The organism is Coriobacteriia bacterium (genome assembly GCA_018368455.1).
Taxonomy (GTDB): Bacteria; Actinomycetota; Coriobacteriia; order Coriobacteriales; family UMGS124; genus JAGZEG01.
Window position 1 is genome coordinate 24031 of record JAGZEG010000008.1, and the last position, 24595, is coordinate 48625.

Genomic DNA, 24595 nt, shown 5'->3' on the forward strand with positions numbered 1-24595 from the left:
CCCGGCATCCGCATCAGCATCCCCCACGGCGTGCGCCCACCGCACTTGGTCGGCGCACGCCGTGCGCACAAGCGGCGCGTCGTGCCGTATGATGTCGTCCATGGAAACTCATGCCTCGACACATACGTGTCGACGCGCCTTTTCGCGCTCGCTGCGCAACATGGGATTCGCCGGGCTCACGGCATGGTCAACCGTGCTGTTCGCCAGCATGGTCCTGCTGCCGCAGCCGCCTGCCGGCGACACGCTCTCCCCCATCCAGCTGGCCAGCACCATCGCGACGATGACGTCCTCGCTGTTGCTGGCGCTGACCGCCGGGCGCATCACGTCGCTCGAACGCCACCCGGAGCTCGTCTACCTCGGCGGCATCGTCGGGGCCGCCGGCACGTGTTGCGTAGCGCTTTCCGGGTCGGGATACCTGGGTGCAGGATGGATCCCCGTCGGCTACGCCCTCGTAGGCCTGGGCACCGGCACCGTCACGGGCGCCTGGTGGGAGCGCCTCGTGCGCCTCCCGATCCTTGACGCTGCACTCACGCTGGTCGTCTGCGCATTCGTGGGGTACGCCGCCGGTGTGTGCGTCAGCGCACTGCCGTTCGCGATCACCGTGCCGTGCGCCTCGCTGCTTCCCATCGCCAGCGCCTTTCTCACGATCATCCACCCGCAGGTCACCGAGGTCGCCCACGCTGTGACGGGCGCTGTCGAGGCTGACGCACACTCCGCCAAAGAGAATGCCGCTGCGTGGAACGTGAGGGACACCGCCGAGGTCACGTACCTCCCCACCCCCGCCACGCCGCTGTCGCTTGCACACTGCCTGCATCACGCGCCCTGGCGTCTGTTCGCCGTCGTGTTACTCGTCGGCACAGCCTACGGGCTCATCCGTGCCACTGGTGTAACCGGCGGCATCGTGACAACGACGACAATCCCGGCCCTGCTCTCTCAAGTCAGCTTGGACATGGCAGCCATACTCACAGCCGCCATGATCGCCCTGGGTATGAGGCGTGCCAGCACGGCTGCCGCACTCTATCCCATGTTCGTCGCAATCGCCGCAGGCGCCCTGCTCCTGACGGGAGACAACCCGACCCTTCAGAGTGTGGCCGCCGCCCTCGGACACCTGGGCAGCTTCATCGTCACAATGCTCGCACTGTTTCTCATCATGGCGCACGTGCGCGCTGGACGGATTGCCCCGCTCTTCGGCGTTGGCCTTCTTAAGACCTGCGAGATGCTGGGCATGGCCCTGGGACAGACGTCGGTCGCCCTGTTCGTCGAGCGTAGCGTGCTGGTGGCGACTGTGCTCGCGTTGCTACTGGCAGCGGCCCTCGTCGTCATGGGCGACCCAGCCGGCTTCTCGGTGGAGCTCGTGACGACGCCCGGTATCGACGGAAATGTCGTCGAAACAGCCGCAGTACCCCCTCAGCCTGAAAACAACGCAGGCTCCGACCGCGTCGCCGGCATCGCACGACGCTTCGGCCTCTCGGCGCGCGAAACCGAGATCCTACAGCTCTGGGGCGCAGGACATACCGGCTCATTCATCGAGCAGGAGTTGGGAATCTCCAAAAACACCGTGAAGACCCATCTCAGCCACATCTATGCCAAAACCGGCGTTGCCAACAAGAACGAGCTCCTTCGCCTCGTCGAGGGCGAGGGCGAGCGCGAGCACTAGGCAAGCGCCCACCCTCCGAGCATATTCCCTACGCCACCACGACGCTACCCTGGCCGTGGAGCGCATCTTGCACCTCGGCGTAGAGTGCGACGTTGCGCGCGTCAATGTGGAGCGGGATCTCGGCGCGCATCGTGCGTCCCGACTCCTCCTCCACGAGCAGCTCGACGTTGTCGGAACCCGGGTAGCGCCCGAACAGGCGCGACAGGCCTGCGATGAAGCTCTGGTTGAGCAGCCTGCTGCCGATGCGGATCTCCATGACACGCGGCCGGTTGTTGGCCTCGGTGAGCACGAGCGGCTCAATCTCCATGACGATGATCTGGTTGCCGCGATCGGAGCGCTCGAGGCTGCCGCGAATCTTCACGAACACGTCGCCCGTCGAAATGCCGTTCTCATCAGTCTCGCCATACAGGTACCCGCCCTGCTTGCCGAACACCTTCGGGAAGACGACGCACGCCACCTCGCCTTCCATGTCCTCGAGCGTGAACACGGCCATCTGGTCGCCCTTGCCCGTAACCTTCTTCTGCACCGCGTTCACCATGCCGGCCCACGAGAACACCTTCTTCTCCGGAACGCGATAGCCGCCGTTGTCGCCCTCCTCCTCGATATCGCCGATGCCGAAGTCGCGCTCCTGCGACAGGGCATAGGCAAACGGGCGCAGCGGGTGGTCGGAGACGTAAATGCCCAGGACGGCACGCTCCTCGGCCAGCTTCGTGTGGTTATCCCACTCCACGTGATCCGACGGGACGCGCGTGCTCACCGAGCCCGTGTCTTCCTCGTCGAGCAGGTCGAACATGGAGAGCTGGCCCGCGGCGCGATTCTTCTGCTCGCGCTGCGCGGCGTCGATGATGTTGGCCGGGTTGTCCTTTGCCACGAGGAAGCTCAGCTGCTTGCGCGAGTAATCCGTCGAGTCAAACGCGCCTGCCTTGATGAGCGACTCGATGACCTTGCGATTGATCTTCGAGAGGTCGATGCGATCCACGAAGTCGAAGATGTCCTGGAACGGGCCATTGGCCTCGCGTTCCTTGACGATGAGGTCGCTGACGCCCTCGCCCACGCCCTTGATGCCAGCCAGACCAAAGCGCACGCCTTCCTCAACCGGCGTGAACTCGTTGCCCGACTGGTTGACGTCGGGCAGCAGCACCTGGATGCCGTCGTAGCGGCAGGCGGCGATGTAGTGCGTGATCTTCTCCGTCTTGCCCGTGTAGCTCGTAAGCACGGCGGCCATGTACTCGTTGGGATAGTGCGCCTTGAGCCACGCCGTCTGCATAACGAGAATGGCATAGCCGGCCGAGTGCGACTTGTTGAACGCGTAGGAGGCGAACTCGAGAACGTCGTTCCAGATGGTCTGCGCCGTCTCGGCTTTGTAGCCGTTCTTCTTGGCGCCGTTCATCCAGTGGTCGTAGATCGTTTCCTCGGCGCCGTCGGACCAGTCGAAGATCGTGCTCGTGAGCATGTCGATCTTCTTCTTGGCCACGGGCTTGCGCATGCGCGAGTCAGACTCGCCAGCCGAGAAGCCGCACATCTTCACGGAGATCTGCATGACCTGCTCCTGGTAGACCATCGTGCCATAGGTCTCGCCCAGGATGTCGTCAAGGCGCGGGTCGTACGAGACGGCCGGCTCCTTGCCGTTCATGCGGTTGATGTAGCTCGTGACCATGCCCGCGCCCAGAGGTCCGGGGCGGTAGAGGGCGATAAGAGCGACGACGTGCTTATACTCGCGCGGCTTCATGTTCTTGATCGTGGCCGTCATGCCGCCCGACTCGACCTGGAACACGCCAGCCGTATGGCCCGAGCCCATGAGCTCGAAGATTTTGGGATCGTCGAACGGGATGTCTTCCAGAACGATGTCCTTGCCAGTGGTCATCTTGATGTTGGCCTGGGCCTTCGAGAGCACCGTCAGCGTACGCAAGCCCAGGAAGTCCATCTTGAGCAGGCCCATGTCCGCAACCGTGTGGCCCTCATACTGCGTGATCTCGACGCCACCCTTGGTGTCGAGCTTCGTGGGCACGTGCTTGTTGACAGCCTCGGGGGCGATGAGCACGGCGCACGCGTGGACGCCCTCGCCGCGGGTCAGGCCTTCGATTGCCAGAGCCGAGTCGATGACCTGGCGCGAGTCGGGATCCTCGTTGTACGCCTTCACGAAGTCGGGCGAGTAGAACGCCTTGGCGTCGTCGCCCGTGTCGTTGCCCAGGGCAGCGTTGAGCGTGTTGTGCTTGTCGGGCGAGCCCGAGATCATCTTGGACAGCTTGTCAGCCAGAGACACGGGGTAGCCCTGGACGCGCGCGGCGTCCTTGATGGCGGCCTTTGCCTTGAGCACGGAGTACGTAATGACGTGCGTGACCTGATCGGAGCCGTAGCGCTGGCGGACGTAGTCGATGACGTCCAGGCGCCGCTCGTCGTCGAAGTCCATATCGATATCGGGCATCTCCGTACGCTCGGGCGACAGGAATCGCTCGAACATCAGACCATTGGCCAGCGGGTCGAACGCCGTGATGTCCATGGCGTACGCGACGATGGCGCCGGCGGCCGAGCCACGGCCGGGCCCAACGCCGATGCCGTTCTCCTTGGCCCACTTCACGTAGTCGGCCACGATGAGGAAGTACGCGGCGAAGCCCTTGTCGCAGATGACCTTGTACTCGTACTCGAAGCGCTCCACGACGTCGGGGCGTGCCGTCTTGTAGTCGGCGCCGTAGTGGCGGGCCAGACCGTCCTCGCAGTCGCGACGGAACTGGCTCTCGTGCGTCTGACCCGGTTCGAGGCCGGGGTACTTAGGCAGCAGGATCTGGCCGAACTTGATCTCGACGCCCGTGCTGGAGTCGATGACGCCATCGGGGCGAGCGCCGCATTTCTCGGCGATCTCGATGGTGGTATCGCACGCGTCCTGGTAGTCGGCCAGGGCCGCGCGCATCTCCTCCTCGGTCTTCATGTAGAACTGGTCGTTGGGATAGGGGTTCGTGTGGGGCGGTTGGTCGTTCATCTTCCAGCCGCGGCCGTTGAACACCATGAGCTCCTGCGTCGAGGCGTCCTCCTGACGCAGGTAGTGGAAATCGTTCGTCGCGACCGTCTTGATGCCGAGCTCCTTGGCCAGGCTCGCGAGCTCGCGGTCCATGTCGAGCTCCGTCATGCCCGTGTCCTGGTCGATGACGAAGTTGTTGTGGTTCTGCAACTCGATGTAGAAGTCGTCCGGACCAAAGATGGAACCGAACGTCTTGGCCCACTCGGCCGCGCGATCGCGCTCGCCCACCTTGAGGCAGCGCGGGATAATGCCTGAGATGCAAGCCGACGTCGCGAGGATGCCCTCGTGGTTGGAACGCAGGCTGTCGAGCGTCACGCGCGGTTTGTAGTAGAAGCCCGCCGTGGCGGCCTTCGACACGATGTTCATGAGGTTGACGTAGCCCGTGTTGTTCTTGGCCAGCAGGATGAGGTGGTAGAGGTCGGGCTTCTTCTCGCGCGAGAGCGTGTTGTCGGGCGTGAAGTACACCTCGCAGCCAATGATGGGCTTAATGCCGTACTCCGGGCCCTTGCGGCCGTTGGGCGAACCCGCCACGATAGCGTCGAGATACCACTCCGCACAGCCGTACATGTACCCGTGGTCCGTGAGCGCGCAGGCAGGCATGCCCAGCTTCCAGGCGCGCTTGGCCATGTCCTTGAGACGGGTGATGCCGTCGCACATCGAGTATTCGGAATGGCAGTGCAGGTGCACAAACGCCATGTAGCAGGCCCCTTTCCTTCGCCCAATCAGTGAAAGGCAAGCATAGCCCGCATGGCCCCGAAAGTGGTGGCCGCAACATGGACTTCGGCCAATGGCAAACATATGTTCGATTCTCTGGGCACAACGACCGCCAGCCAAATAACGACCGGAAGCCACCTTGACGTGCGACTACAAAACTTCTTCGAGCTTTCCCGCAGCCAAAAGGCCCTGTCTCACTAGCTCGGCATCAGAGGGGCTGAGCGTACCCATGAGCTCAGCAACAGCGACGTCCTCGATTGCAACCTCGACCGTCTTTGAACACCGCACCGTCGACGGCTTTGAGAGGCCGGCATGCTTCCAGTCGGCCAAACGTACCTCTCCGGGATATTCAGGCCGAGGACCGTGCCCCGTTACTTTGGCAAGAAGCACTGCGGCCCGGCATTCATCAACGTACCCCACAATCACCGGGCGCTTTTAAAAGTCCCCAGCATCTCCTCGTATTCAAAGGCGAGACGTCTCACCTGGTATGGCTTGGCGACATCACTCGTCATCGTCGTCCTCGCACCAATCAGCCGGGAATACGAGACGGCCCTCCACTTTTTTTGCGCGAGGTGACGCACCGGCAACAGGCCGCGTCCCCGGCAAAAGCGAGCGACTCCCGTAAAGCGAAAATGGGACGCGCCCCTGAATGGCAAGTTGTCGCAGGGCAAGGTTGAGATACGTATTGAGACTCATGCCGATTGAGTCCAGGATGGGAGCAACCTCGTCGCGAGTGCGCTCATCATATCGGATCGTAGTCGTAGGCATGGTATCTCCCTTGCGACAACAGGTGAAATGACTAGTTTCTAGCTACATAATAGCTTTATTTCTAAGCCAAATACAAGCTATCAATGAGTTCGACTAGCCACCAAGAGTCGCTCCACCGTCACGCCACGGGCTCCTCGTAGGCGGGCAGCTTGTCGAGCGTGGCGCGATAGCCGCCAGGGCCGTACTTGAGGCACCGGGCCACGCGCGCGACCGTCGTGGCCGAGGCCCCCGTCGCCTGCTGAATATGCACGTAGGGAACGCCGGCGTCGAGCATGCGAGCCACGGCGAGGCGCTGGGAAAGATCCTCTATCTCGCGCGGCGTGAACAGATCGTCAAGCAGGGCCTTCGCACCCTCCAGGCTGTCGAGCGAGATGAACGCCTCCAGGAGCATGCGCTGATCCTCGGGTAGGGCCTGGATCCCCGCGCTCGAGGACGCGGCGTCGCTGGCACGCAGGACGTTCTTCTCGGACATCAGGCAGCTCCTTTGGCATACGTCGCGGGTATCGCTTTCCAGCAGAGGGGCGAGCAGCTCGCAGCCGATCGTCCCTTCGTTGAAGAGTACTTTAGCATGCTAGAGTAGCTTGAGGAAAACAAGGCGTACCGTTGTGGCGCTCCGGTGAAGTGGGCGAAAACCCGCCGTGGCCGGCGCACTGCGCTCCGTAGAAAACATCGGGGCTCCGAAGGCACCGCTTGCCCCCGGACGAAACCCCGGCTTGGTTCAGATAGCGAAGCCTCCTACACGTGCTTGGCGAGCGGTGTGTTCTTGAGCAGGGCCATGAGCACGACGCCCACGAGCATCAGCGGGATGACCGCCACGAACACCGGCGCCAGCGCGTCGCTGTAGGCCGTCGCCACCGCACTCGCCACCTCGGTCGGCAGCTCGTGCATCAGAGCCGGCGTGAGCGAGCTCGCCGACACGCCTGCGGTCGCCACGTCGGGCCCCAGCCCCGCAAGCGCCTCGCCCATCGTCCGGGACAGGTTCGCCGTGAACAGGGCGCCCACCAGCGACGCGCCCAGCGTCGTGCCGACCTCGCGGAAGAAGTTGTTCGCGGCCGTCACCGTACCCACGATGGCCGTCGGGAACTCGTTTTGCGCGATGAGCACGAGGATCTCGATATTGAGGCCCACGCCTACACCGAGCACAAACAGGTAGAACCCGATGAGCAGAAGCGACGTGTCAACGCCTATCGTCGCCAGGCATCCCATGCCAAGCGCCGCCACCGCAAAGCTTCCGACCATAAGTGCCTTGTAGCGCCCCACGCGGCTCACGAGCACGCCCGCCACGATGGAGGCGGCCGTCTCCGCGATCATAGCCGGCATCTCCATGAAGCCCGAGGCCGTGGCCGACAGGCCGTGCACGATCTGGAAGTACGTCGGCAGGTACGAGACAACACCCATGAGCGCGAGCATGGAGACGAGGCCCGCCAGCGTCGTCAGCACGAAGTTGCGGTTGCGGAACAGCCCGAGCGGGATGAGGGGCTCGGCAGCGCGGCGCTCAGCCAGCACGAACAGCGCCCCAAAGACGACGCACGCCACGGCCAGGCCGATGATGGCCGGCGAGTCCCACGCAAGCGTCGTGCCTCCCAGCGACGTCACGAGCACGAGTGACGTCAGCGACACCGTCATCGTCACCATGCCCCACGTGTCAAACCGCCCGATCTGACCACGCACGCTCCTACGAGGCAGCCACGCGATCGCCGCGACGATGGAGAGCGCGACGAGCGGCAGGTTCATCCAGAACGCCCAGCGCCAGCCAACGACGTCGGTGAAGTAGCCGCCCAGCAGCGGGCCGAGCACCATGGGAACGGCGAACGCCACGCCCATAACGCCCATATACGCGCCGCGCACGCGTGCCGGGACGACGTCGGCGACGATGGCCTGCGCCAGGATCATGAGGCCACCGCCGCCAAGGCCCTGGATGGCGCGACCGGCGATGAGAGCGGGCATGGACGTCGCCAGACCGCAGACGGCAGAGCCCACGGCCAGCAGCACGAGGCCGCCGATGAACAGGCCCTTGCGTCCGATGAGGTCGCCGAGCTTGCCGTAAACGGGCATCGTGAGCGTGGCGGCGAGCACGTAGGCCGTCGTGACCCACAGGATGTGGTCGGCGCCGTTAAGCTCGCCCACAATGGTCGGCAGCGCCGTCGAGACGATCGTCTGGTCGAGCGACGCCACGAGCATGGCGACGAGCAAGCCAGCGAAGAGAGCGATGAGCTTGGGACGTGGCATCTCAACGACGACGCCGGCATCGTCCCGTGGCATCGTACGATCAAGGGAGCTATCGGTGGCGGACATGGGAACGCGATCCTTTCTTTCCGTTGGAGCAAACCCGCTGCTCGGGCGGGCCAATACGCCTTCCATGTTCCCAAGAAAGTCTGAGATTGATACCAATGCGAGAAATTCTAGTCTGATTTTGAGACTATCTTCACAACCGAGAAGTCAGAATAGGGACTGTGCGCGTGCGATAACCTGGACGTACTCGCATGTCAAGGAGTACCGTTACCCACAACTGCGCAGATGTGCGGCGGCGCGGGATACAGCGGCGCAACACGCGATGCCTATCGAAGGGGCGCACAACGGACGGGAGCCGACGCATGGCGAAAGACGAGACCTCGCTGCACGACAAAGAGATGCCGCAGCAGGAGCCCATCCGGCGCTTCTGGGGGATCTGGCAGGACCTCAACGCAGTCTACGAGCAATACGCCCGACTGCAAGGCATCTCGTACACGAGTCTCATCATCCTCGACCAGGTGTACAACGACCAACTCGATGGCACCGCGTGCACGCAGAAGTCCATCTGCACCGCCACGCTGCTCCCCAAACAGACGACGAACGCCATCATCTCCGGGTTCGTCCGCGACGGCATCGTCGAGCTCGTACCTCTGCCCCACGATCGCCGCGCCAAGGCAGTGCGACTCACCGAGAAGGGGCTCGCGTACGCACGGCGCATCGTCGGGCCGTCAAATGATGCCGAGGTGAGTGCGCTCGCCCAGCTCAGCGATGCCGAACGGGAGCAGTTCCTCGCCACACTCGAGCGTTTCGCTACCGCCTGCGCCGAGCAGCTCCGCGCCTTCAAGGCAAGCGGAGCCGATGGGAAGTACTAAGAAGCAAGACGGCCCGAAGAGCCAGTCACCGCCATACGAAAAGCCGGATGTGCACTCGAGGCGCGGAAACTTGGGCAAAAGGCGCAGTCATGTATGCCAAAACTGGCGGCGCCGTCCACTCCCAGATATCGGAGAGCTCCCTACCTGCAGTTCCATAGGGCACCTGCAGACCCTTGCCGACAGCGGGGATTCACAACGGGGGTTTTCGGCCATATCAGAACCCTCGCCGTGCAAAGATGCGCGCGGGGGGTACGCAGACGTCAGATGTGCGGGCCTTTGCGCAAAGGGCCTCGCCGCCCAAGACCCCTCATGCATCGAATTCGTTCATATTGAGTTGCGGAGCCGGGGGAATATGCGCGTCCGAATATCCGGGACACCGTCGGGACCCCGTGGGGAACGTTGCGCGAAAGGAAGGCGATAGTCGCACGTCACCGCAGGTATTGCACCTCGCCCACACGGAGACCGACGAAGAAGCGACGGCGCCAGTCACTGCACCGAAAACTCCCCCGTCAACCAGGGACGATGGCCTACGTCAGCAGACGGAGCGCAATTTCCGCGACACGCATGCGAAAATCGGCCGGCCTCTCGCTCAATTGTCAGTGCATGCAGCAAAAACGACGGCACGTGGTAGAGGAGCCGCACGACTTTTTTGCTAGATGCAAGCGTTCATCACAGGCGACGGTGTCCCGAATAACCGGACGCATCTACTGGAACTCGGATCTTCCACGGGACACCCCCTTGCGCTCGCCCTTGCTCACAAGGGACACCGATCTCAGATGCCCGCGTACGGGAGGCAGATAACCGAGTCTGCCTATCGGCACAGTCGGGATTATAAGACCACAATTGAGGCGCGAGAACGAGATCGGCAAACTCAGCGAGGGGCCACGGAACATACCTCTTTCCTCCACACCTTTTTCTTAAGGAAGCGGATTATTGAACTATAAGTAAGTTTTTACTGACATTAGAGACAATTAGAGTAACCCGTATGACACTTGATACAGGAGGCCTCGAAAGCAGCGTCCACCCCCGCGTCGAGTGTGGGCTGACTGGCGTCTCTTTTTGTGCGAGGTTGAGGGTTTTGCAACAAAACCGCAGGTAACAACCGCGTTCAACTCGAAGGTTTTTTCGAAAGACAACCGAGTCAGCCCACACTCGACGTAAGCGCGCGCCCACGCCCCGGGAGTCCGAGGCACGGGCGCGTCGGAGAGGGCTAGCAGGCCGGTGCGGCCTTGAGGGCGCGCGTCGTGCGGGCGACGAACTCGCGCAGGAAGCGCTCGGCATCGACGGTGAGCGCAGCCTTCGACGTCTTGTGCGGGTTGGCCAGCAGCTCGGGGTTGCCGATCGTGCGGCCTCGCTCGGCCCCTTCGAGGTCGACCATCAGGTTGATGTCGAGCGTCCCGACGAGCGTGGGGTCGATGGCCGTGGCGACAGCCAACGGGTCGTGCAGGCTACAGCCGACCATGTAGGGGTCGCGGCTCGTGTAGAAGTCGATGTAGAAGTCGGTCATATCGGCGAGGAAGCGCGCGGCGGGGGTGCCGATGGCACGCCAAGCGGCCGTCTCCGTCTTGGGCAGCATGGCCTGCAATGTCACATCGAGACCGACCATCGTCGTCGGCAGGCTCGAGCGCAGCACGACGTCGGCCGCCTCGGGGTCGTTGGCGATGTTGGCCTCGGAGCACGGCGTCACGTTGCCCGGCACGGCAAGTGCACCGCCCATCAGCGTGACCTGCATGCCCGTTTGCGCAATGTCAGGCTCGATGTCGAGCACGGCAGCCAGCGTCGTGAGCGGACCCGTCGGTACGTAGAGCAGGTTGGGGCCGTACGCGTGGGCCGCCTCGATGATGAAGTCGACGGCCGAGCCGGGCTGCGGCGCGCGCGTTGAGTCGGGAATCTCGCAGTTGCCGATGCCATTGCGCCCGTGGATGTGGTGGATGATGGGCAACAGGCTGAACGAGTCGGCCGCGCGGGGGTGGTCGACGCCGCGGTACACCGGGACCTCGGGGTGTCCGAGCAGGTCGAGCACGGCGAGGCTGTTGCGCACACCCGTGTCGACGAGGACGTTGCCGAACGTGCCGGTAATGCCAATGAGCTCGACTTCTTCGCTGCCCAGGGCGTAAGCGATGGCCAGCGTGTCATCGATGCCGGTGTCCAGGTCGAGGATGAGCTTCTTCTTGGGGGCTTCGGGGTTCGTCATGCGGGCTCTCCTTACAGCGAGGGGTCGTTAAAATGCTCGTGTACTTCGGCGAGCGTCGGGATGGACTGCTGGGCACCCAGGCGGGTGACCGCGATGGCCGAGGCAGCCGAGCCCCGGCGCAGCGCCTGTTCGAGCGGCAGTCCCGCCACGCGAGCCGAAAGCAGCGCGCCGATGAACGTGTCCCCCGCAGCCGTCGTGTCGATGGCGTCAGCGCGCTTGGCAGCGACGCGGGTCAGCGTGCCGTCGTGCCAGGCGACCGAACCGCTCGAGCCCAGCGTGATGACAACGGTGCCGACACCGTGCGCGGCCAGGTGCTCGGCCGCCTTGCGAATTCCGTCGTCGCCCTCGGGCGCAATGCCCGTCAGCAGGGCGCATTCCGTCTCGTTGAGGCACACGAGGTCGACGTCGGCCCACGCGGCGTCAGGCACGGAGCGCGTGGGAACGGGCGCGGGATTGAACACCGTGTACATGCCGAGCTCGCGGGCAGCGTGCAGGGCCGCGAGCGTCGCGTCGAAGTCGCACTCGCCCTGGGTCAGGAAGACGTCGCCAGGCGACGCGACCTGCTCGAGCGATCGGGCAACGGCCGGGCCGTCCAGCACGTGGTTCGCGCCGGGCGACAAGATGATGCGGTTGTCGCCCTCGCAGCGCAGGATGACGGCCACGCCCGTCGCCGCGTCAGAGGGAGCCTGCAGCCGGGCGCAGTCAACGCCGGCAGCTTCAAGCCCCGCTCGCAGCTCAGCTCCAAAGGCGTCGGGGCCCACGGCGCCCACGAGCACTGTCCGGGCTCCGAGGCGCGCGCAGGCAACAGCCTGGTTGGCGCCCTTGCCGCCGGCGTTCGTGATGAAGCCGCCGCCCGTGATGGTCTCGCCCGCTTCCGGCATGCGGGGACTCTCGATAGACAGGTCCATATTGACGCTGCCGAAGATGACGACGCTGGGCATAGGCACGCCTTTCTGACGGGAACGGTCGGGGCCTTCGGGCCGTGCCCCACATGATAGCCGTCAGTGGCACCGCTCGACAGCTGGCGCGCCATCCTTCCCGCGATCAAAACGCGAGGAGGTGAGGGCCCAAATCGAGCGGTCTATACGTCCTTGCGAGCAGGAGGTGCTCACCCTCTAATAACACGTTACCTACGTTGTAAGTGCACGACCATCTATAACAACTATTTTCCGTTAGAAAGTTGCGTTAGAATGCCAGTGCAAGCTGATATACCACGCCTGTCGTCAGGAGTCATCAAAGCAGCGCTCATACACTACCAGTTCGAGACCATTCACCCATTCCTCGATGGCAACGGCCGTTTGGGGCGTCTGCTCATCGTGCTGTCCCTCGTGAACGATGGCGTTCTTAAAACAGCATGTCTCTATCCGTCCTACCAACTCAAGGCACGACGGACCGAATACTACAGCCAGCTCATGCGCGTCCGCATGCAGGGCGATTATGCAGAGTGGATCAGATTCTTCTGCCAATGTCTCCTCGATAGCGCAGTCGATGCGGGCAACTCGATGCGGGAGCTCGTCGAGCTGCACGCGCAAAACGAACGTATCATCAGGGAACATTTCGCCCGCGGCGCATCCAACGCTCTGAATTTGCTTGACCTTCTTGAGCGCAATCCCATCGCCGACATAGCGTTCATCGCCAGCCGCATAGAGCTGTCCCGCACGTCCGTCTCGAACCTCGTGCGAGAGTTTTGCGAACTAGGAATCCTTTGTCAGCGCGATACCCGCAAGCAGCGCTACCGAGAGTACCTATACGAGGATTACCTGAAAATCCTACGAGCAGGGAGCGAGCCCATCCCGCGCGGATAGGAGATACGCATGCGAACCATCGTTGTGGGCGACCTGCATCTCAAGCAGTCGCGCGTCCTTCCGCTCGTCGATGAGGCCATGGAGCAGGCGGGCGCCAGACGCGTCGTTCTGTGCGGCGACGTGACTGACGACTGGGGCGCGACCGACGCCGACGCGCTCAGCGAGCTCGCGCAGATGGCGCTGTGGGTGGGCGAGCTGCGCCTGTCGGGCGTGCGCGTCGACGTCCTCATGGGCAACCACGACTTCGCCTACGTCGGCGGGCCGGACACGCCGGGCATGCGGCCATGGATCCGGCTCGAGGTGCAGCGCCTGCTCTACGAGCTCGGCGTCGTCATCGCCACGGACATCGACGACATACTCGCGACGCACGCAGGCCTTACGGAGGCGTGGGCGCGGAGCTGCCTGACATGGGAGCCATCCACAGCAGAACCTGCGGCCAACCAAATCGCCCGTCAGCTCAACAAGATGCTGGAAAGTGGGGATCGCGAGAACTTCCGGCGTCTTGGCGCGACCGGCCCGGCGCGCGGCGGCTGGGGGACGCCCGGCCCCCTCTGGGCCGACGCCACGGAGCTCGCCGCCGACTACCTGCCCGGCTTGCGGCAGATCGTGGGGCACACACCTATGACGACGTGCACGCGTCTGCTCGATGATGAGCGCCACCCCGACCTACCCGAGCTCTGGGCATGCGACACGTTCTCGACGTATCGCAACGGCACGCCCATCGGTGACGGGAGTCTCCTGCTCGTGGATGACAACGGGCGTGTGAGCGTCGTGCGAACGGAGTACGGGGCCGCACTGACTACCGTGGACTGACCTGAGAGCCGACCGATACGGCAGGTTCAAAACACGGAGACGGCAGCGCAGTTTATGCCGCGAATCTTGCCCATCACGCCTTCCGGTCATAACCACGGCAGTGCGGTTTCTGTCGCAACGGGGCAGTAGAATCGGACGCGAAGCAAAGGATCGCACGAAAGCCGGAAGGACGCGGCGTGAAAGAAACGACCGGAAACAGAGCCATCATCGGAGGGCCGGGCATCACACTCGTGCTGGCAGGCCCATCGAACGAGAGTGTGCGCACCGCAACCGACGGCGCCATGGAGGCGCTGCTCGCACAGGGCATGCGCGTCGCCCGGGTGCTACCCGACGCGCGGCGCGCCACCCAGACGGCCAAGCGCCTCGCCGCCGCGGGATCCCCCCTGCTCGGCACGCCGGTCACGACGCTCGACGAGTGGGCGCTCGAACGCTGGGCGCTGTTCGGCGACGGGCGCACGCCGGCCTTCTCAGCAGAGCGCCGCGCCCTTGTGCTCCAGGCCATTGGCGAAGCGCGCCCCCGGACGTCTCACCTGCCTGCAGACTCCCGTGGCATCGTGGGCTGCGTCGAGTCGATGGTTCGCACCGCCACCGGCACGCTCGCCTTTGACCGGGGCGTCGCCCTGGACACCGAGCGCCTCAGCGAAGCCCAGCTCGAGCTTCTCGACATCTGCCACATCTACGCGCGTCTGCTCTCCGAGCACGGCCTGGTCGAGCGCAGCGCCGCCCTAGCCAGCCTGCCTGACACCATGGGCGACGCGGGCTGGAGTCACCTGCTGCTCGAAGACGTCAGCGAGCTGGGCGCCGTGCAGGAGTCCCTTATCGCAGCGGCCGCTCGCCACGAGGGAGCCACGCTCGTCATCCGCTGGCGCGAGCAGAGCGAGGACGACGCGGCCCGGGCCGAGATGGCGCAGCTTGTCGCGCGCGCCAACGGGAGCGCCGCGAGCTGCGACGACGCCCTAGCTCCGGACGAGTCGGCGGGGACAACTGCGACGGCTGCAGCCCACGACGCCGCGTCAGGCAGCCTTGCGGGCGCAGGCCATGATGGCGCCGCCGCAATGAGCGATGATGCTCGCGCGGCCCTGGGCGAACTGCTCGAGCGACTCCACCCGGCATACGCAAAGCTTCGCGGGCTCGTCGAAGGGCTCGTGGGGCGTCAGGGACTCTCCGTGCGGCTCGTGCGTGCCGAAGAGCCACCGAGCACAGCAAGCGTGCCCCGCGCGGCAGCCCCGAAAACCTCTACCGAGCCAGTCGCACCCAGCCCGGAGCTCGCCGCCCTTCGTCACGCGCTGTTCCAGCCAAGCTCCGCGCCCACCGTCGTCCCAACCGGCACCGTGCGCTTTGTGCTGCCCGCCGGCCGCTACGCCCGCAGTGAAGCTCTCGCCCGCGAGATCGTCCGCCTGCGCGGCACCGGCATCGCCCCGCGCGACATCGTCATAGCTTGCGCCGACCCCCTCGCGCTCGCCGACGCGCTCTCGGGCCGCCTCGCATGCGCCGACATCGCCTGCGTCGCGGCCGGCATCGAGCCACTCGCGCTCACGAACGCCGGGCGTGCGCTCGCAGGGCTCGTGCGTCTCGTCGAGACCGAGGCGCTCGCCTCGCCGGAGGCGTCCGCGCCCGACCTCGTGCCGCTCGCCAGCGACCTCGCGCTCAACCCCCTGCTCGGTGTCTCGGACAAGGAGGCCCACAAGCAAGCCCACGTCCTGGACGCCGCCTGGCGCGCCAACCGACTCGCCAGCGCCTCCGACCTGCTCGCCGGGCTCGCCGGGGCCTCGGCCGTCGCCCGCAGCGCCATCGCAGCCCTGCGCTCTGGCAGCGTGAGCGACGCCGTGAGCGCCCTCGTACGCGCGAGCAAGAAGCAGGGGGTGCTCTCCCAGGCGGACCTGCTGCGCGACGAGCCCGGCCTCGCTTCGCTCGCCCACCGCGTCAGCGTCGCCACGGAACTCGCCGGCCCCATCCCCGTCAGCTCAGACGCCATCGCCCGGCTCATGGACGGCGCCAGCGTGCGCACGAGCCGGCTCAGCGTCCCACCCAACTCGCTTGACGCCATGCGCGAGGCCACCGTGCTCAAGCAGAACCCCAACGCCGTGCGTCTCATGCGCCTGCGCGACGTCGCCGGCCAGGACGCCCGCGCCGTCATCGCCTGCGACCTCACGGCCGACGACTACCCGTTCTCCGATCGCTCCGACGCCGCAAGCGCCCTGCTCGGCAAGCTCGGCCTGCCGGCACCCGCCCGCGCCACCGATGAGCTGCGCTGGGAGTTCATGGCAGCGCTCGAGGCCGCAACCGAGGCATTCGTGCTCGAGCGGCCGCTGTGCGACGAGCGCGCCGAGCCGCTGCGCCCCTCCGCGCTGTACGAGGAGACCGTGGACTGCTATCGCACCGACATCACCGCGCAGGACGACCTGGACAAGCGCACGGGTCTGCCGCTTGCCGCCTGGTCTGCAGCGGAGGCGCCCCAGGCGGGCGAGGATGCCGCCGTTGCCCCCGCCATCGGCGAGGAGGAGTTCGCGCAGCTCGCAAGCCCTGTCGGAGCGCTCGACCGCGCGGTCCTCCCCATGGCCGCGGCACAGCTGCTGCTCGCTGACAAGGACTCGGCCGCCCTGCTCGCCCGCGACGACCTCGTCCTGTCGCCGAGCAGCCTCGAGCTCTACCTCAGCTGCCCCGCCCGCTGGTTCTTCGAGCGGCGCCTCCCGACCGACGCCCCCGACGCCGCGTTCGACCCGCTGGCGCGCGGCCGGTTCTGCCACCGCGTGCTGCAGCTGTTCCACACGAGGCTCGCCACGGACGCCGGCATGGCGCGCATATCGGCGGACGCCCGCGAGGGCAGCGACGCGCTCAGGGAGGCAGACGCCCTGCTCGATGCCTGCTTCGACGAGGCGCGCGCCGAATCTCTTGCTGCCGCGCGAGGGACGGGCCCCCAGGACAACCTCACGCTCGTCGCCGCCACGCCCTTGGAGGAGCAGGTGTTCGCGAGCATCCGCCGCGACCTGCACGACTGTATCCGCCGCGACGCGCTCCTACCCGCCGCCTACGTGCCGCTGCACCACGAATGGAAGTTCGGCGACCCCGTCGACCGCGCAAGCGGAGAGCCCACGGGGCAGGCGGACGTCCCCTATGCCGGCGTGCGACTGCACGGCACCATCGACCGCGTCGACGTGGATGGCGAGGGCCACGCGCTCGTCATCGACTACAAGGGCGGCCTGGGCGCGGGCTACGAGCTGCCCCGGCCCAAGCGGGGCGAAGAGGAGCTGCCCGAGGGCACCGACCCGCTGCTCCCCCTGCACTCGCAGGCGCTCATGTATGCGACGGCGCTCATGCGCGGCAGCGACCGGGAGCAGCTCACGCCCCGCGGCGCCCTCTATCTCTCCTACGCAAAGCCGCTCGTCAAGGGCTTCGCCGATCCCGAAGCGTTCGCCCCGGGAGGCGCAGCACTGCTTCCGGAGAGGGGCGGTGCGCTGAGCCAGGACGTGCTCGTGCAGCCCCTGCCCGACGGCCAGAGCGGCTTTCTCGCGCTGCTCGCACACGTCGAGGACGTCGCGACCGAGGCCGTCTGCCGCATGCGCGACGGCGACATAGAGCCGCGCCCACGCTTTGGCGCGCTGTCCTGCGACACGTGCCCGCTGACGAGCTGCCCGAAGAGGGTGAGGTAGATGGATCTCTCCAAGTTCACACCTGAGCAGCGCGCCTGCGTCACGTGCTCCGGGCGACCGCTCGTCGTGTCGGCCGGCGCCGGCTCGGGCAAGACGTTCATGCTCACGCAGCGCATCGCCTACGCTCTGCTAAACCCCAGCGAGTCGAGCGTCACGGGCATCGACCAGGTGCTCGCCATCACGTTCACCGAGAAGGCCGCCAGCGAGATCAAGGCCCGCGTGCGCTCGACGCTGCGCGCCGAGGGCCTGTCCGAAGAGGCGCTCGCCGTCGACGCGTCGTGGATCAGCACCATCCACGGCATGTGCTCCCGCATACTGCACGAGCGCGCTCTGGAGCTCGGGCTCGACCCGCGCTTCGGCCTGCTCGATGACACGGACCGCACCGCCCTTCTGCGCGAAGCCATCAACGAGGTCATAGCGGAGGTCTCGCTGCGCAGGGCCGCCAACCAAGACGAGGACGGCGAAGCATCGGAGGCCGAGGGGAACGGGCCCTCGAGCGTCGTCGAGCAGGACTACGCCGCGCTCTTCGACGAGTACGAGCGCTCGACGGGCGACAGCGTCATCGGCGCCATGGTCGAGCGCCTCGTCAACGACGCCGCCAACGTGCGCGGAGGCCTCGACGCCGTCGTGCTCGGCCCCGATCCGGCAAGCCCGCGCGACGTGGCCCAGGCCGCGCTGCACGCGACGGAGGAGTTCTACGGCCACCTCCTCGCCCACGGCTTTGACATCAAGGGCAACGCGAAAGCGACCGTCGCCGCCAAGGCCCGCGAGGCCTGCGAGGCTCCGAACGGCCTGCCAGCCCTGCGAGACCTGCTCGACCGGCGCTCGCTTGGCTATGCCGACGTCGCCGGCGTGCTCGCGGCGTTCAGTCCCTCGTTTGGCAGGTGGTCCAAGAAGTGCGGGGACGAGAGCGTCTACGTCGGCTTCCGCCTTGCCTACGACACGGCATGCTATGAGTGCGCCCTGGGCATCGCCCGCGTGCCGCTGCGTCAGCTCGTCGGACTCGCCCGCCGCGCCAGCGAGCGCTTCGAGGCAAAGAAGGCGGCGCGCGGCGTGCTCGACCAGAACGACCTGCTGCTCCGCACGCTGCGGGCGTTCGAGCGCAACGAGGCCGGCATCGCCGACGAGTACCGCAACCGCTTCCGCCTCGTCATGGTGGACGAGTTCCAGGACACAAGTCAGCTGCAGATCGACATCATCGGCTTTCTCGACGGCGGCGAGGAGGGTCGTCACAACCGCCTGTGCGTCGTCGGCGACAAGCAGCAGAGCATCTACCGCTTCCGCGGCGCCGACGTCGAGACGTACGGCGCGTTCCAGGCGAAGCTCTGTACCGCCTACAACGCCCAGCAGGAGCAGCTCGGCAAGAACTGGCGCTCGCACGGCGACATCATCGAGTTCGTCAACCGGATCTTCTCGCAGGACGACGTGTTCGGCACGGACGACTTCATCAGGCTCACATACGACGAGGGCCACGAGCAGGCCAACCCGTTCGCGCCCGGCGTCCCCCGCATCGACATCGCGCTGACGACCGGCCCGAGCAAAGGGCCGTTCTCGGCGAGCAGACGCCTGCCCGTCGAGGCCACAGCCATCGCGCGGCGCTTCCTTGAGCTGCACGACAATACCAGCACGAACCGGCGCTGGGGAGACATGGTCATCCTGCTCGGCACGATGTCCAAGGCCGACGTCTACGCGCAAGCCCTGCGTGACGAGGGCATCCCCTGCGTCGTCGCGGGAGGCTCGACGTTCGGCCGAGCTCCCGAGGCCCAGGTCATCTGCCAGCTCGCAAGCGCCGTCGCCAACCCGGACGACGATGGGGCCCTGGGTGCCGTGCTCGCTAGCGACATGTTCGGCCTCTCCCCCGACGAGCTCCTTCGCCTCGCGACGCGGCCTAGCGGCGGCTCGCGCGGTTTCTGGGAGGGCCTGCGCGCACGTGGGGCGTCCGACCCCTCGCCGCGAGTACGCCTCGCCTCCGCCGTGCTGCGCGAGGCAGCCGAGCGCTGCGGGCGCGACAACCCCGCGCGCGTGCTCTCCGACGCCGTGCTCTCGTCGGGATGGCTCGACCGGCTGCGGGGCACCGGGCCCGCCGGGACCGTGGACGAACAAGGCATGGCCGTCGCCGCCAACGTCCTCAAGGCATTGCGCCTCGTCGAGGGCTTCGCGGACGACCCCCAGGCCCCGCGCTCCATGGCATCCGTTGCCGCCCGCCTGCGCACAAAGTTCGCCGAGGGCATGAAAGAGGCCCCCGGCGCGCTGAACGTGGCCGGTCAGGACGCCGTGCGCCTCATGACGATCCACGCGTCGAAGGGCCTCGAGTTCCCCATCGTCGCCATGGCAGAGTTCTACAAGGGCGTCGTCTCCTCCGCCAAGCTGGCCATCGAGACGGTCGGCGACCGGCTCTGCCTCACGCTCGGCCCCGGACGCTCCTGCTCGGATGCCGGAGCATTCTCCCCGCTGGCAGATCGCATGAAGGACTACGGCGCCCAACTCGCCAAGGTCTACGCGGCAGCTGCCGAGAACGCCGGCGAGGCGCCCGCCTCCGATCCCGACGACCCCTGCGAGGCCGAGTCCGCCACCCAGTTTGCACGCGCGATCAAGGCGCGTGCCAGCGCCGGCGAGCTCGCCGAGATGCACCGCAAGGCATACGTTGGCATGACGCGCCCGCGCGAGGCGCTCATCGTCGCGGCGCACCCCAACAACCGGCCCAAGAGCTCCCAAAAGGACGACGCGTCGTTCTACCCCGCTGCGTTCGACGACGTGCGACGTGGCATAGCGGGGCCAGACAACGACCTCGCAACGCTACCTGAGGGCTACGCGTTCGACGCCGCGTTCACGCCGGACCACCGCGTGTGCATCGCCTGCGAGCACCTGGCCAGCACCTGCGAGGACGCCGCGGGCCCCGTGACGCTCTGCGGCGCGCAGCTGGGCGACGGGCAGGTCGGCGAAATCGAGCTCGACGAATACCTCGGCACGGCAGATGAGGGCCTGGGCGAGCAAGCCCCGGTTACCGTGCTCGTCCCCGAGTACATCCGCATCGACGAGGTGCGGCCGCGCGTGCAGCCCGCCCCATCGGCGCAGGCAGGCCTCATCTCCTACTCCTACCTCGCGCCCGATCACGACAGCGCCGCGAGCGACCCCGACGAGACAGGCCGGGGTAAGCCCGCGCCGCAAGTGGACGACGAGGACGGCGCATCGCCCTCCGATGCCGTAGCTCAGGCGGAAGCGACGTCCAACCGGGCCGATCCGACGGCGTTCGGATCGACGTTCCACGCCGCTGCACAGTGGATGGCGGAGCAGGCCCGGACGCTACCAGGTGACGCAGCACCCGGCCTTCCCCTCGCCCAGCTCACGCCCGACGACGACCGACTGCGCACTCTAGCTCGCACGTGGGGCCTCGCGGATGACGCGCTGCCCCGCCTGCGAGAGGCTTTGACGCGCTGGGCGAACTCAGACGTGGCCCGCGAGGCCTACCGTCACGCGCGCGTGCAGGCCGAGGCCCCGCTGTTCGCCCACGTCGACGGCCCCACCGGCGAGCCGCTCTACCTCAACGGCGCCATCGACCTGCTGTGCACGGACGAAACGACACGCGCGTTCATCGTTGATTACAAAACGGGAGGCTCGCCCGACGAAACACCCGGGCAGCTCGAGGCCAAGCACCGCCTCCAGGCGCAGTGCTACGCCTACGCCACGCTCGCCAGCGGCTACGATACCGTCGACATTGCGTTTGTCCGCGTCGAGCAGCCTGATCCCGCCGATACGGCACAGCCCCAGGTCGTGCGCTATGCCTTCGAGCACGCGCAGCTTCCACAGCTTGCCGAGGCCATTCAGCGAGCCTACGCCGCCAAGCACGGTTTCGCGGCCCCCGAACCGCACTAGCGCTCGCGGGACGCCCCGGGATACACCCCGAGGCGTCCCGCTATTGGGAATCCTCCAGCGCGTCCCCTGCGGATTCGGCGGTGGCCTGCAACCACGCGATGTACGTGCCCGGGTAGTGGCTGCACAGCACGCGCACGACATCGATGTCGTGGAAGAGCCCCGTGGCGATGGACCACAGCGAGCGCGGCGACACGATGGCGTCGACCGATGGGATGTCGCGCGCGAACTTCTCGACGAGCTCGTCGACCTCGAAGCGGTCGTTGGGATCGCTCGGATTCACCGCCCCCACGTTGTGCAGGTAGTGGACCTGCATCCCCGCATACGCCTCGGCAAACCCAGCGTCACCGATCCCGGGAAGCCACACGTCCGTCCCGTAGCGATGGTAGCCCCACGTCTCCAGGGGGAATCGCGGCACAAGGTCGGAGGGGTTCAGCACGTTGAAGATGTTGTCGTACAGGGTGTCGGCCGTGTTGGCGGCCCTTGTGACCTGCGGCGTCGCAAACGTGTACGCGTAGATGGCGTCGAGCGGCGCTAGCGCGTGCCTCTCGTGGGCGATGTCGTCGGCATAGGAAGCCGCGAGGTTGGCGATGGCCCCTCCTCGGCTGTGCCCGCAGAACAGCAGCGCCACGTCCTGGCCCTGCGCTGCCAGCTCCCCCGCGCGCTCGCTCACGTCGTCGATGACGCTCTGGGCGGCCTTCGAGAAACCCAAGTGGTCGCTCTCGCCCGTGTCATGGGCCGCCGACGCGCCCAGGTTGACGTTGCTGATCCACTCCGAGCCGTACGAACCGCGCACCGCGACCATGACGAGCGTCCGCTCCCGGCCGTCAGAAGATCGCAGGTGCTTCGTGGCCAGAGAGTACGCGACGACGTCCGTTCCCCTCGTCACTGCGTCGAGCACCTCGTCCACGACCTCGCTGCGGTAGCGATACGATGTCGTGGACACGCTGTCGAATCCAAGCTGCGCCAGCGCCTCCTCCATATAGGCGGGCGCGTTCGTGGAGGCCTGGTAGTAGTCGGACTCCGCGTTGGCGATGGCCGACAGCACGGCACACGTCGTGGCGAGCTGCTGGTTATAGGCGGTTGAGTCCCGGAAGAACCAGTCGTCGTCCCAGTTGACGGTCGTCGTGGTGGGAACGTCTCCCGAGGCGATGTCGACATAGGAAAGCTCGGCGGAAAACGCGCGCTGCGTCGCTCCCGGGCCGTCGGGATTCAGCACCACGATGGGGTCCGCGACGGCTGCGAGGCCGTGGCGCTCCTGGATGGAACGAATGACGAGCACGGCGCAGATACACAGGGCAGCAACGAGAACCGCCACGATGGAAGCGAAGAAAATGCGACGCTTGAACGGCTTCTTTTTGAGCTTGGCGCCAGAGCCAGGTCGAGAGGGCACCGGGGCAACCTCCGCCGAGGAGACATGGCCACGCCGAGCGGCTCCCGGCCCTTTTTCGCTCGAACCCATGCCCACCCCCGGCGCCTTTGGAGCCCGCTTGCACCAGCCGGGCTGCCCTCCCTCCTCCGCATTGTACCCGGACGCCTGACCTCAGTGGCCAAACATTACCGTTTCGGAAGGTTCTATCTGCCCGATATGCGTCTCGGGCAACCGGAGCAGCTACGCCCCCACTGGCCAGCGGCAGGCGGCGAGATCGACGTGGGTGGCATCGCGGAACGGGACGCCCTCGGCCTCGAGCAGGGTACGCTGGACATCGGGGCCGCCAAACGCAAAACCCTCGCAGATGCGCCCGTCGGCGAATACGACGCGATGGCACGGCGTACCGGAGCCCTCCGCCGGATTACCAACAGCTCCCGGCACCCACGGCCGTGGGTTGCCGTGCAGCGCGTAGCCGACGAAGCGGGCGTTGCGCGGTGCGCCCACGAGGCGGGCGATCTGGCCATACGTGGCGACCATGCCGCAGGGGATCTGCTCGACCGCATCGTACACGCGCGCGAAGAACCCCGCGCGGTCCGTGCCTGCCCAACCTGTCATGCCGTGCCCCTTCTCCGTGCCGTGCCCAGCTCCAGCGAGCCCCGAGCGGCACGGCTTGCCCGCCGAGACTGCAGTTTAGCGCGCAGAGACTGGAAAAGAGGCTCCCGGCTGGTCAAAAAAACGAGCTATGCGAGGCCGCAGGGGCGCAATCCCGCCCAACATGTCCCCCGCAGATGCCCAAGCAGCACAAAACCGCAGGTCGCGTCTTCAACCTCAGGACCAGATGGGACAGCGAAGCATAACTGGACTCGCATACCTCACCCCTTTTGGCCACAGCACGACCTCAAAAGCAGTATTTGAGCACGCGCGAGGCAGAAGCCGCGCAAAAAGGGGCGGGGCACCCTCCCCCTGGAGAGCGCCCCGCCCCGTTGGTGCCACATGCATTGGCGAGATGTCTCGCCTATCCGCTCCTACGCGTCAATCTTGCCGTCGAGCATCAGGTTCACCTTGAGCACGTTGACGGTCGGCTCGCCGAACACGCCGAGGAAGCGGCCGTCCGTGCACTTCTCGATGACGGCGCGCACCTCGTCCTCGCTGATGCCGCGCGCCTTGGCAATGCGCGGCACCTGGTACTCCGCCGCGTCAGGCGAGATGTCGGGGTCGAGGCCCGAGCCGGACATCGTCACGAGGTCGACCGGGATCTGGTCCATCGTCGTGTCGGGGTTGGCCTCCCTCAGTGCCTGGACGCGCTCGTCGATCGTCTCCTGATACTGAGGCGTCGAGGGCGAGGCGTTGGACGGGCCGGCGTACACGGCGATGTTGCCGTCGGGGTCGGTGTACGTGTTGACGTCGTAGCTCATCGGGCGGCCCCACAGGTGGGCATCGTCGGTGAACTCCTGGCCCAGGTGCTCGCTGCCGTAGGCCACGCCGTCGTTGCCCACGATGATGGAGCCGTTGGCCTGCTTGTTGAACACCAGCTGCGAGATACCGGTCATGACGAGCGTGAACACGATACCGCAGACGATGCTGAACAGCACGAACGTCGTGATGGCGCGGACGAGTACGTTCTTGAACATG

General features: G+C 66.2%; 15 protein-coding genes. 6 read left to right on the forward strand and 9 right to left on the reverse strand.

The window, feature by feature from the left end; all coding sequences use genetic code 11:
- The first annotated feature begins 160 nt into the window (after positions 1-160).
- Complete coding sequence (locus KHZ24_06285; protein MBS5450807.1) at positions 161-1657, forward strand: helix-turn-helix transcriptional regulator; 1497 nt, start codon at positions 161-163, stop codon at positions 1655-1657.
- 28 nt (positions 1658-1685) lie between these two features.
- On the opposite strand, the gene dnaE is transcribed toward KHZ24_06285, so the two are convergent.
- The 4 genes from dnaE to KHZ24_06305 all read right to left on the reverse strand — a co-directional run bounded on the left by dnaE (position 1686) and on the right by KHZ24_06305 (position 8417).
- Positions 1686-5369 carry a DNA polymerase III subunit alpha gene (dnaE, locus tag KHZ24_06290; GenBank protein ID MBS5450808.1) on the reverse strand — a complete coding sequence of 1228 codons (3684 nt, stop codon included), beginning with the start codon at positions 5367-5369 and terminating at the stop codon, positions 1686-1688.
- Positions 5370-5537: 168 nt separating this feature from the next.
- Positions 5538-5717 carry a hypothetical protein gene (locus KHZ24_06295; protein MBS5450809.1) on the reverse strand — a complete coding sequence of 60 codons (180 nt, stop codon included), beginning with the start codon at positions 5715-5717 and terminating at the stop codon, positions 5538-5540.
- Positions 5718-6273: 556 nt separating this feature from the next.
- Positions 6274-6546, reverse strand: a complete 273-nt coding sequence (locus tag KHZ24_06300) for a TrpR YerC/YecD (protein ID MBS5450810.1) — start codon at positions 6544-6546, stop codon at positions 6274-6276.
- A gap of 344 nt (positions 6547-6890) precedes the next feature.
- Complete coding sequence (locus KHZ24_06305) at positions 6891-8417, reverse strand: MFS transporter (protein ID MBS5450811.1); 1527 nt, start codon at positions 8415-8417, stop codon at positions 6891-6893.
- Between the two features lie 332 nt (positions 8418-8749).
- On the opposite strand from KHZ24_06305, the gene KHZ24_06310 reads away from it, so the two are divergent.
- Positions 8750-9259, forward strand: coding sequence for a winged helix-turn-helix transcriptional regulator (locus KHZ24_06310; protein MBS5450812.1), 510 nt, complete (start codon positions 8750-8752; stop codon positions 9257-9259).
- A 1210-nt stretch (positions 9260-10469) separates the two neighbouring features.
- Here KHZ24_06310 and KHZ24_06315 read toward each other — a convergent pair.
- Both KHZ24_06315 and KHZ24_06320 read right to left on the reverse strand, forming a co-directional pair.
- On the reverse strand, positions 10470-11453 hold the full coding sequence (locus KHZ24_06315; GenBank protein MBS5450813.1) for a nucleoside hydrolase: 984 nt from the start codon (positions 11451-11453) through the stop codon (positions 10470-10472).
- A gap of 11 nt (positions 11454-11464) precedes the next feature.
- A complete protein-coding gene (locus KHZ24_06320; protein ID MBS5450814.1) occupies positions 11465-12394 on the reverse strand; it encodes a ribokinase in 930 nt (309 codons plus the stop codon).
- 249 nt (positions 12395-12643) lie between these two features.
- Here KHZ24_06320 and KHZ24_06325 point away from each other — a divergent pair, with 249 nt between their 5' ends.
- From KHZ24_06325 to KHZ24_06340, 4 genes are all read left to right on the forward strand, one after another.
- Positions 12644-13258 carry a Fic family protein gene (locus KHZ24_06325; protein ID MBS5450815.1) on the forward strand — a complete coding sequence of 205 codons (615 nt, stop codon included), beginning with the start codon at positions 12644-12646 and terminating at the stop codon, positions 13256-13258.
- A 9-nt stretch (positions 13259-13267) separates the two neighbouring features.
- A complete protein-coding gene (locus KHZ24_06330; GenBank protein MBS5450816.1) occupies positions 13268-14071 on the forward strand; it encodes a metallophosphoesterase in 804 nt (267 codons plus the stop codon).
- Between the two features lie 176 nt (positions 14072-14247).
- The gene (locus tag KHZ24_06335) at positions 14248-17721 is read left to right on the forward strand and encodes a PD-(D/E)XK nuclease family protein (protein ID MBS5450817.1); all 3474 of its coding nucleotides are present in this window, start codon (positions 14248-14250) and stop codon (positions 17719-17721) included.
- On the forward strand, positions 17722-21594 hold the full coding sequence (locus KHZ24_06340; GenBank protein MBS5450818.1) for a UvrD-helicase domain-containing protein: 3873 nt from the start codon (positions 17722-17724) through the stop codon (positions 21592-21594).
- 40 nt (positions 21595-21634) lie between these two features.
- Here KHZ24_06340 and KHZ24_06345 read toward each other — a convergent pair whose 3' ends face one another.
- The 3 genes from KHZ24_06345 to kdpC form a co-directional block, all read right to left on the reverse strand.
- A complete protein-coding gene (locus tag KHZ24_06345; protein ID MBS5450819.1) occupies positions 21635-23053 on the reverse strand; it encodes a lipase family protein in 1419 nt (472 codons plus the stop codon).
- A gap of 150 nt (positions 23054-23203) precedes the next feature.
- Entirely contained in the window at positions 23204-23578 is a 375-nt protein-coding gene (locus tag KHZ24_06350) for an MGMT family protein (GenBank protein MBS5450820.1), read from the reverse strand.
- A 410-nt stretch (positions 23579-23988) separates the two neighbouring features.
- On the reverse strand, positions 23989-24594 hold the full coding sequence (gene kdpC, locus KHZ24_06355) for a potassium-transporting ATPase subunit KdpC (protein ID MBS5450821.1): 606 nt from the start codon (positions 24592-24594) through the stop codon (positions 23989-23991).
- Position 24595 lies beyond the last annotated feature (1 nt).

Bases quoted from the DNA above. Each gene is read 5' to 3' on its own strand.
- KHZ24_06325 (MBS5450815.1), top strand. From the start codon at position 12,644: ATGCCAGTGCAAGCTGATATACCACGCCTGTCGTCAGGAGTCATCAAA.
- KHZ24_06305 (MBS5450811.1), bottom strand. From the start codon at position 8,417: ATGCCACGGGACGATGCCGGCGTCGTCGTTGAGATGCCACGTCCCAAG.
- KHZ24_06310 (MBS5450812.1), top strand. From the start codon at position 8,750: ATGGCGAAAGACGAGACCTCGCTGCACGACAAAGAGATGCCGCAGCAG.
- KHZ24_06315 (MBS5450813.1), bottom strand. From the start codon at position 11,453: ATGACGAACCCCGAAGCCCCCAAGAAGAAGCTCATCCTCGACCTGGAC.
- KHZ24_06350 (MBS5450820.1), bottom strand. From the start codon at position 23,578: ATGACAGGTTGGGCAGGCACGGACCGCGCGGGGTTCTTCGCGCGCGTG.
- KHZ24_06300 (MBS5450810.1), bottom strand. From the start codon at position 6,546: ATGCTCCTGGAGGCGTTCATCTCGCTCGACAGCCTGGAGGGTGCGAAG.
- KHZ24_06340 (MBS5450818.1), top strand. From the start codon at position 17,722: ATGGATCTCTCCAAGTTCACACCTGAGCAGCGCGCCTGCGTCACGTGC.
- dnaE (MBS5450808.1), bottom strand. From the start codon at position 5,369: ATGGCGTTTGTGCACCTGCACTGCCATTCCGAATACTCGATGTGCGAC.
- kdpC (MBS5450821.1), bottom strand. From the start codon at position 24,594: ATGTTCAAGAACGTACTCGTCCGCGCCATCACGACGTTCGTGCTGTTC.
- KHZ24_06320 (MBS5450814.1), bottom strand. From the start codon at position 12,394: ATGCCCAGCGTCGTCATCTTCGGCAGCGTCAATATGGACCTGTCTATC.
- KHZ24_06345 (MBS5450819.1), bottom strand. From the start codon at position 23,053: ATGGGTTCGAGCGAAAAAGGGCCGGGAGCCGCTCGGCGTGGCCATGTC.
- KHZ24_06330 (MBS5450816.1), top strand. From the start codon at position 13,268: ATGCGAACCATCGTTGTGGGCGACCTGCATCTCAAGCAGTCGCGCGTC.
- KHZ24_06285 (MBS5450807.1), top strand. From the start codon at position 161: ATGGGATTCGCCGGGCTCACGGCATGGTCAACCGTGCTGTTCGCCAGC.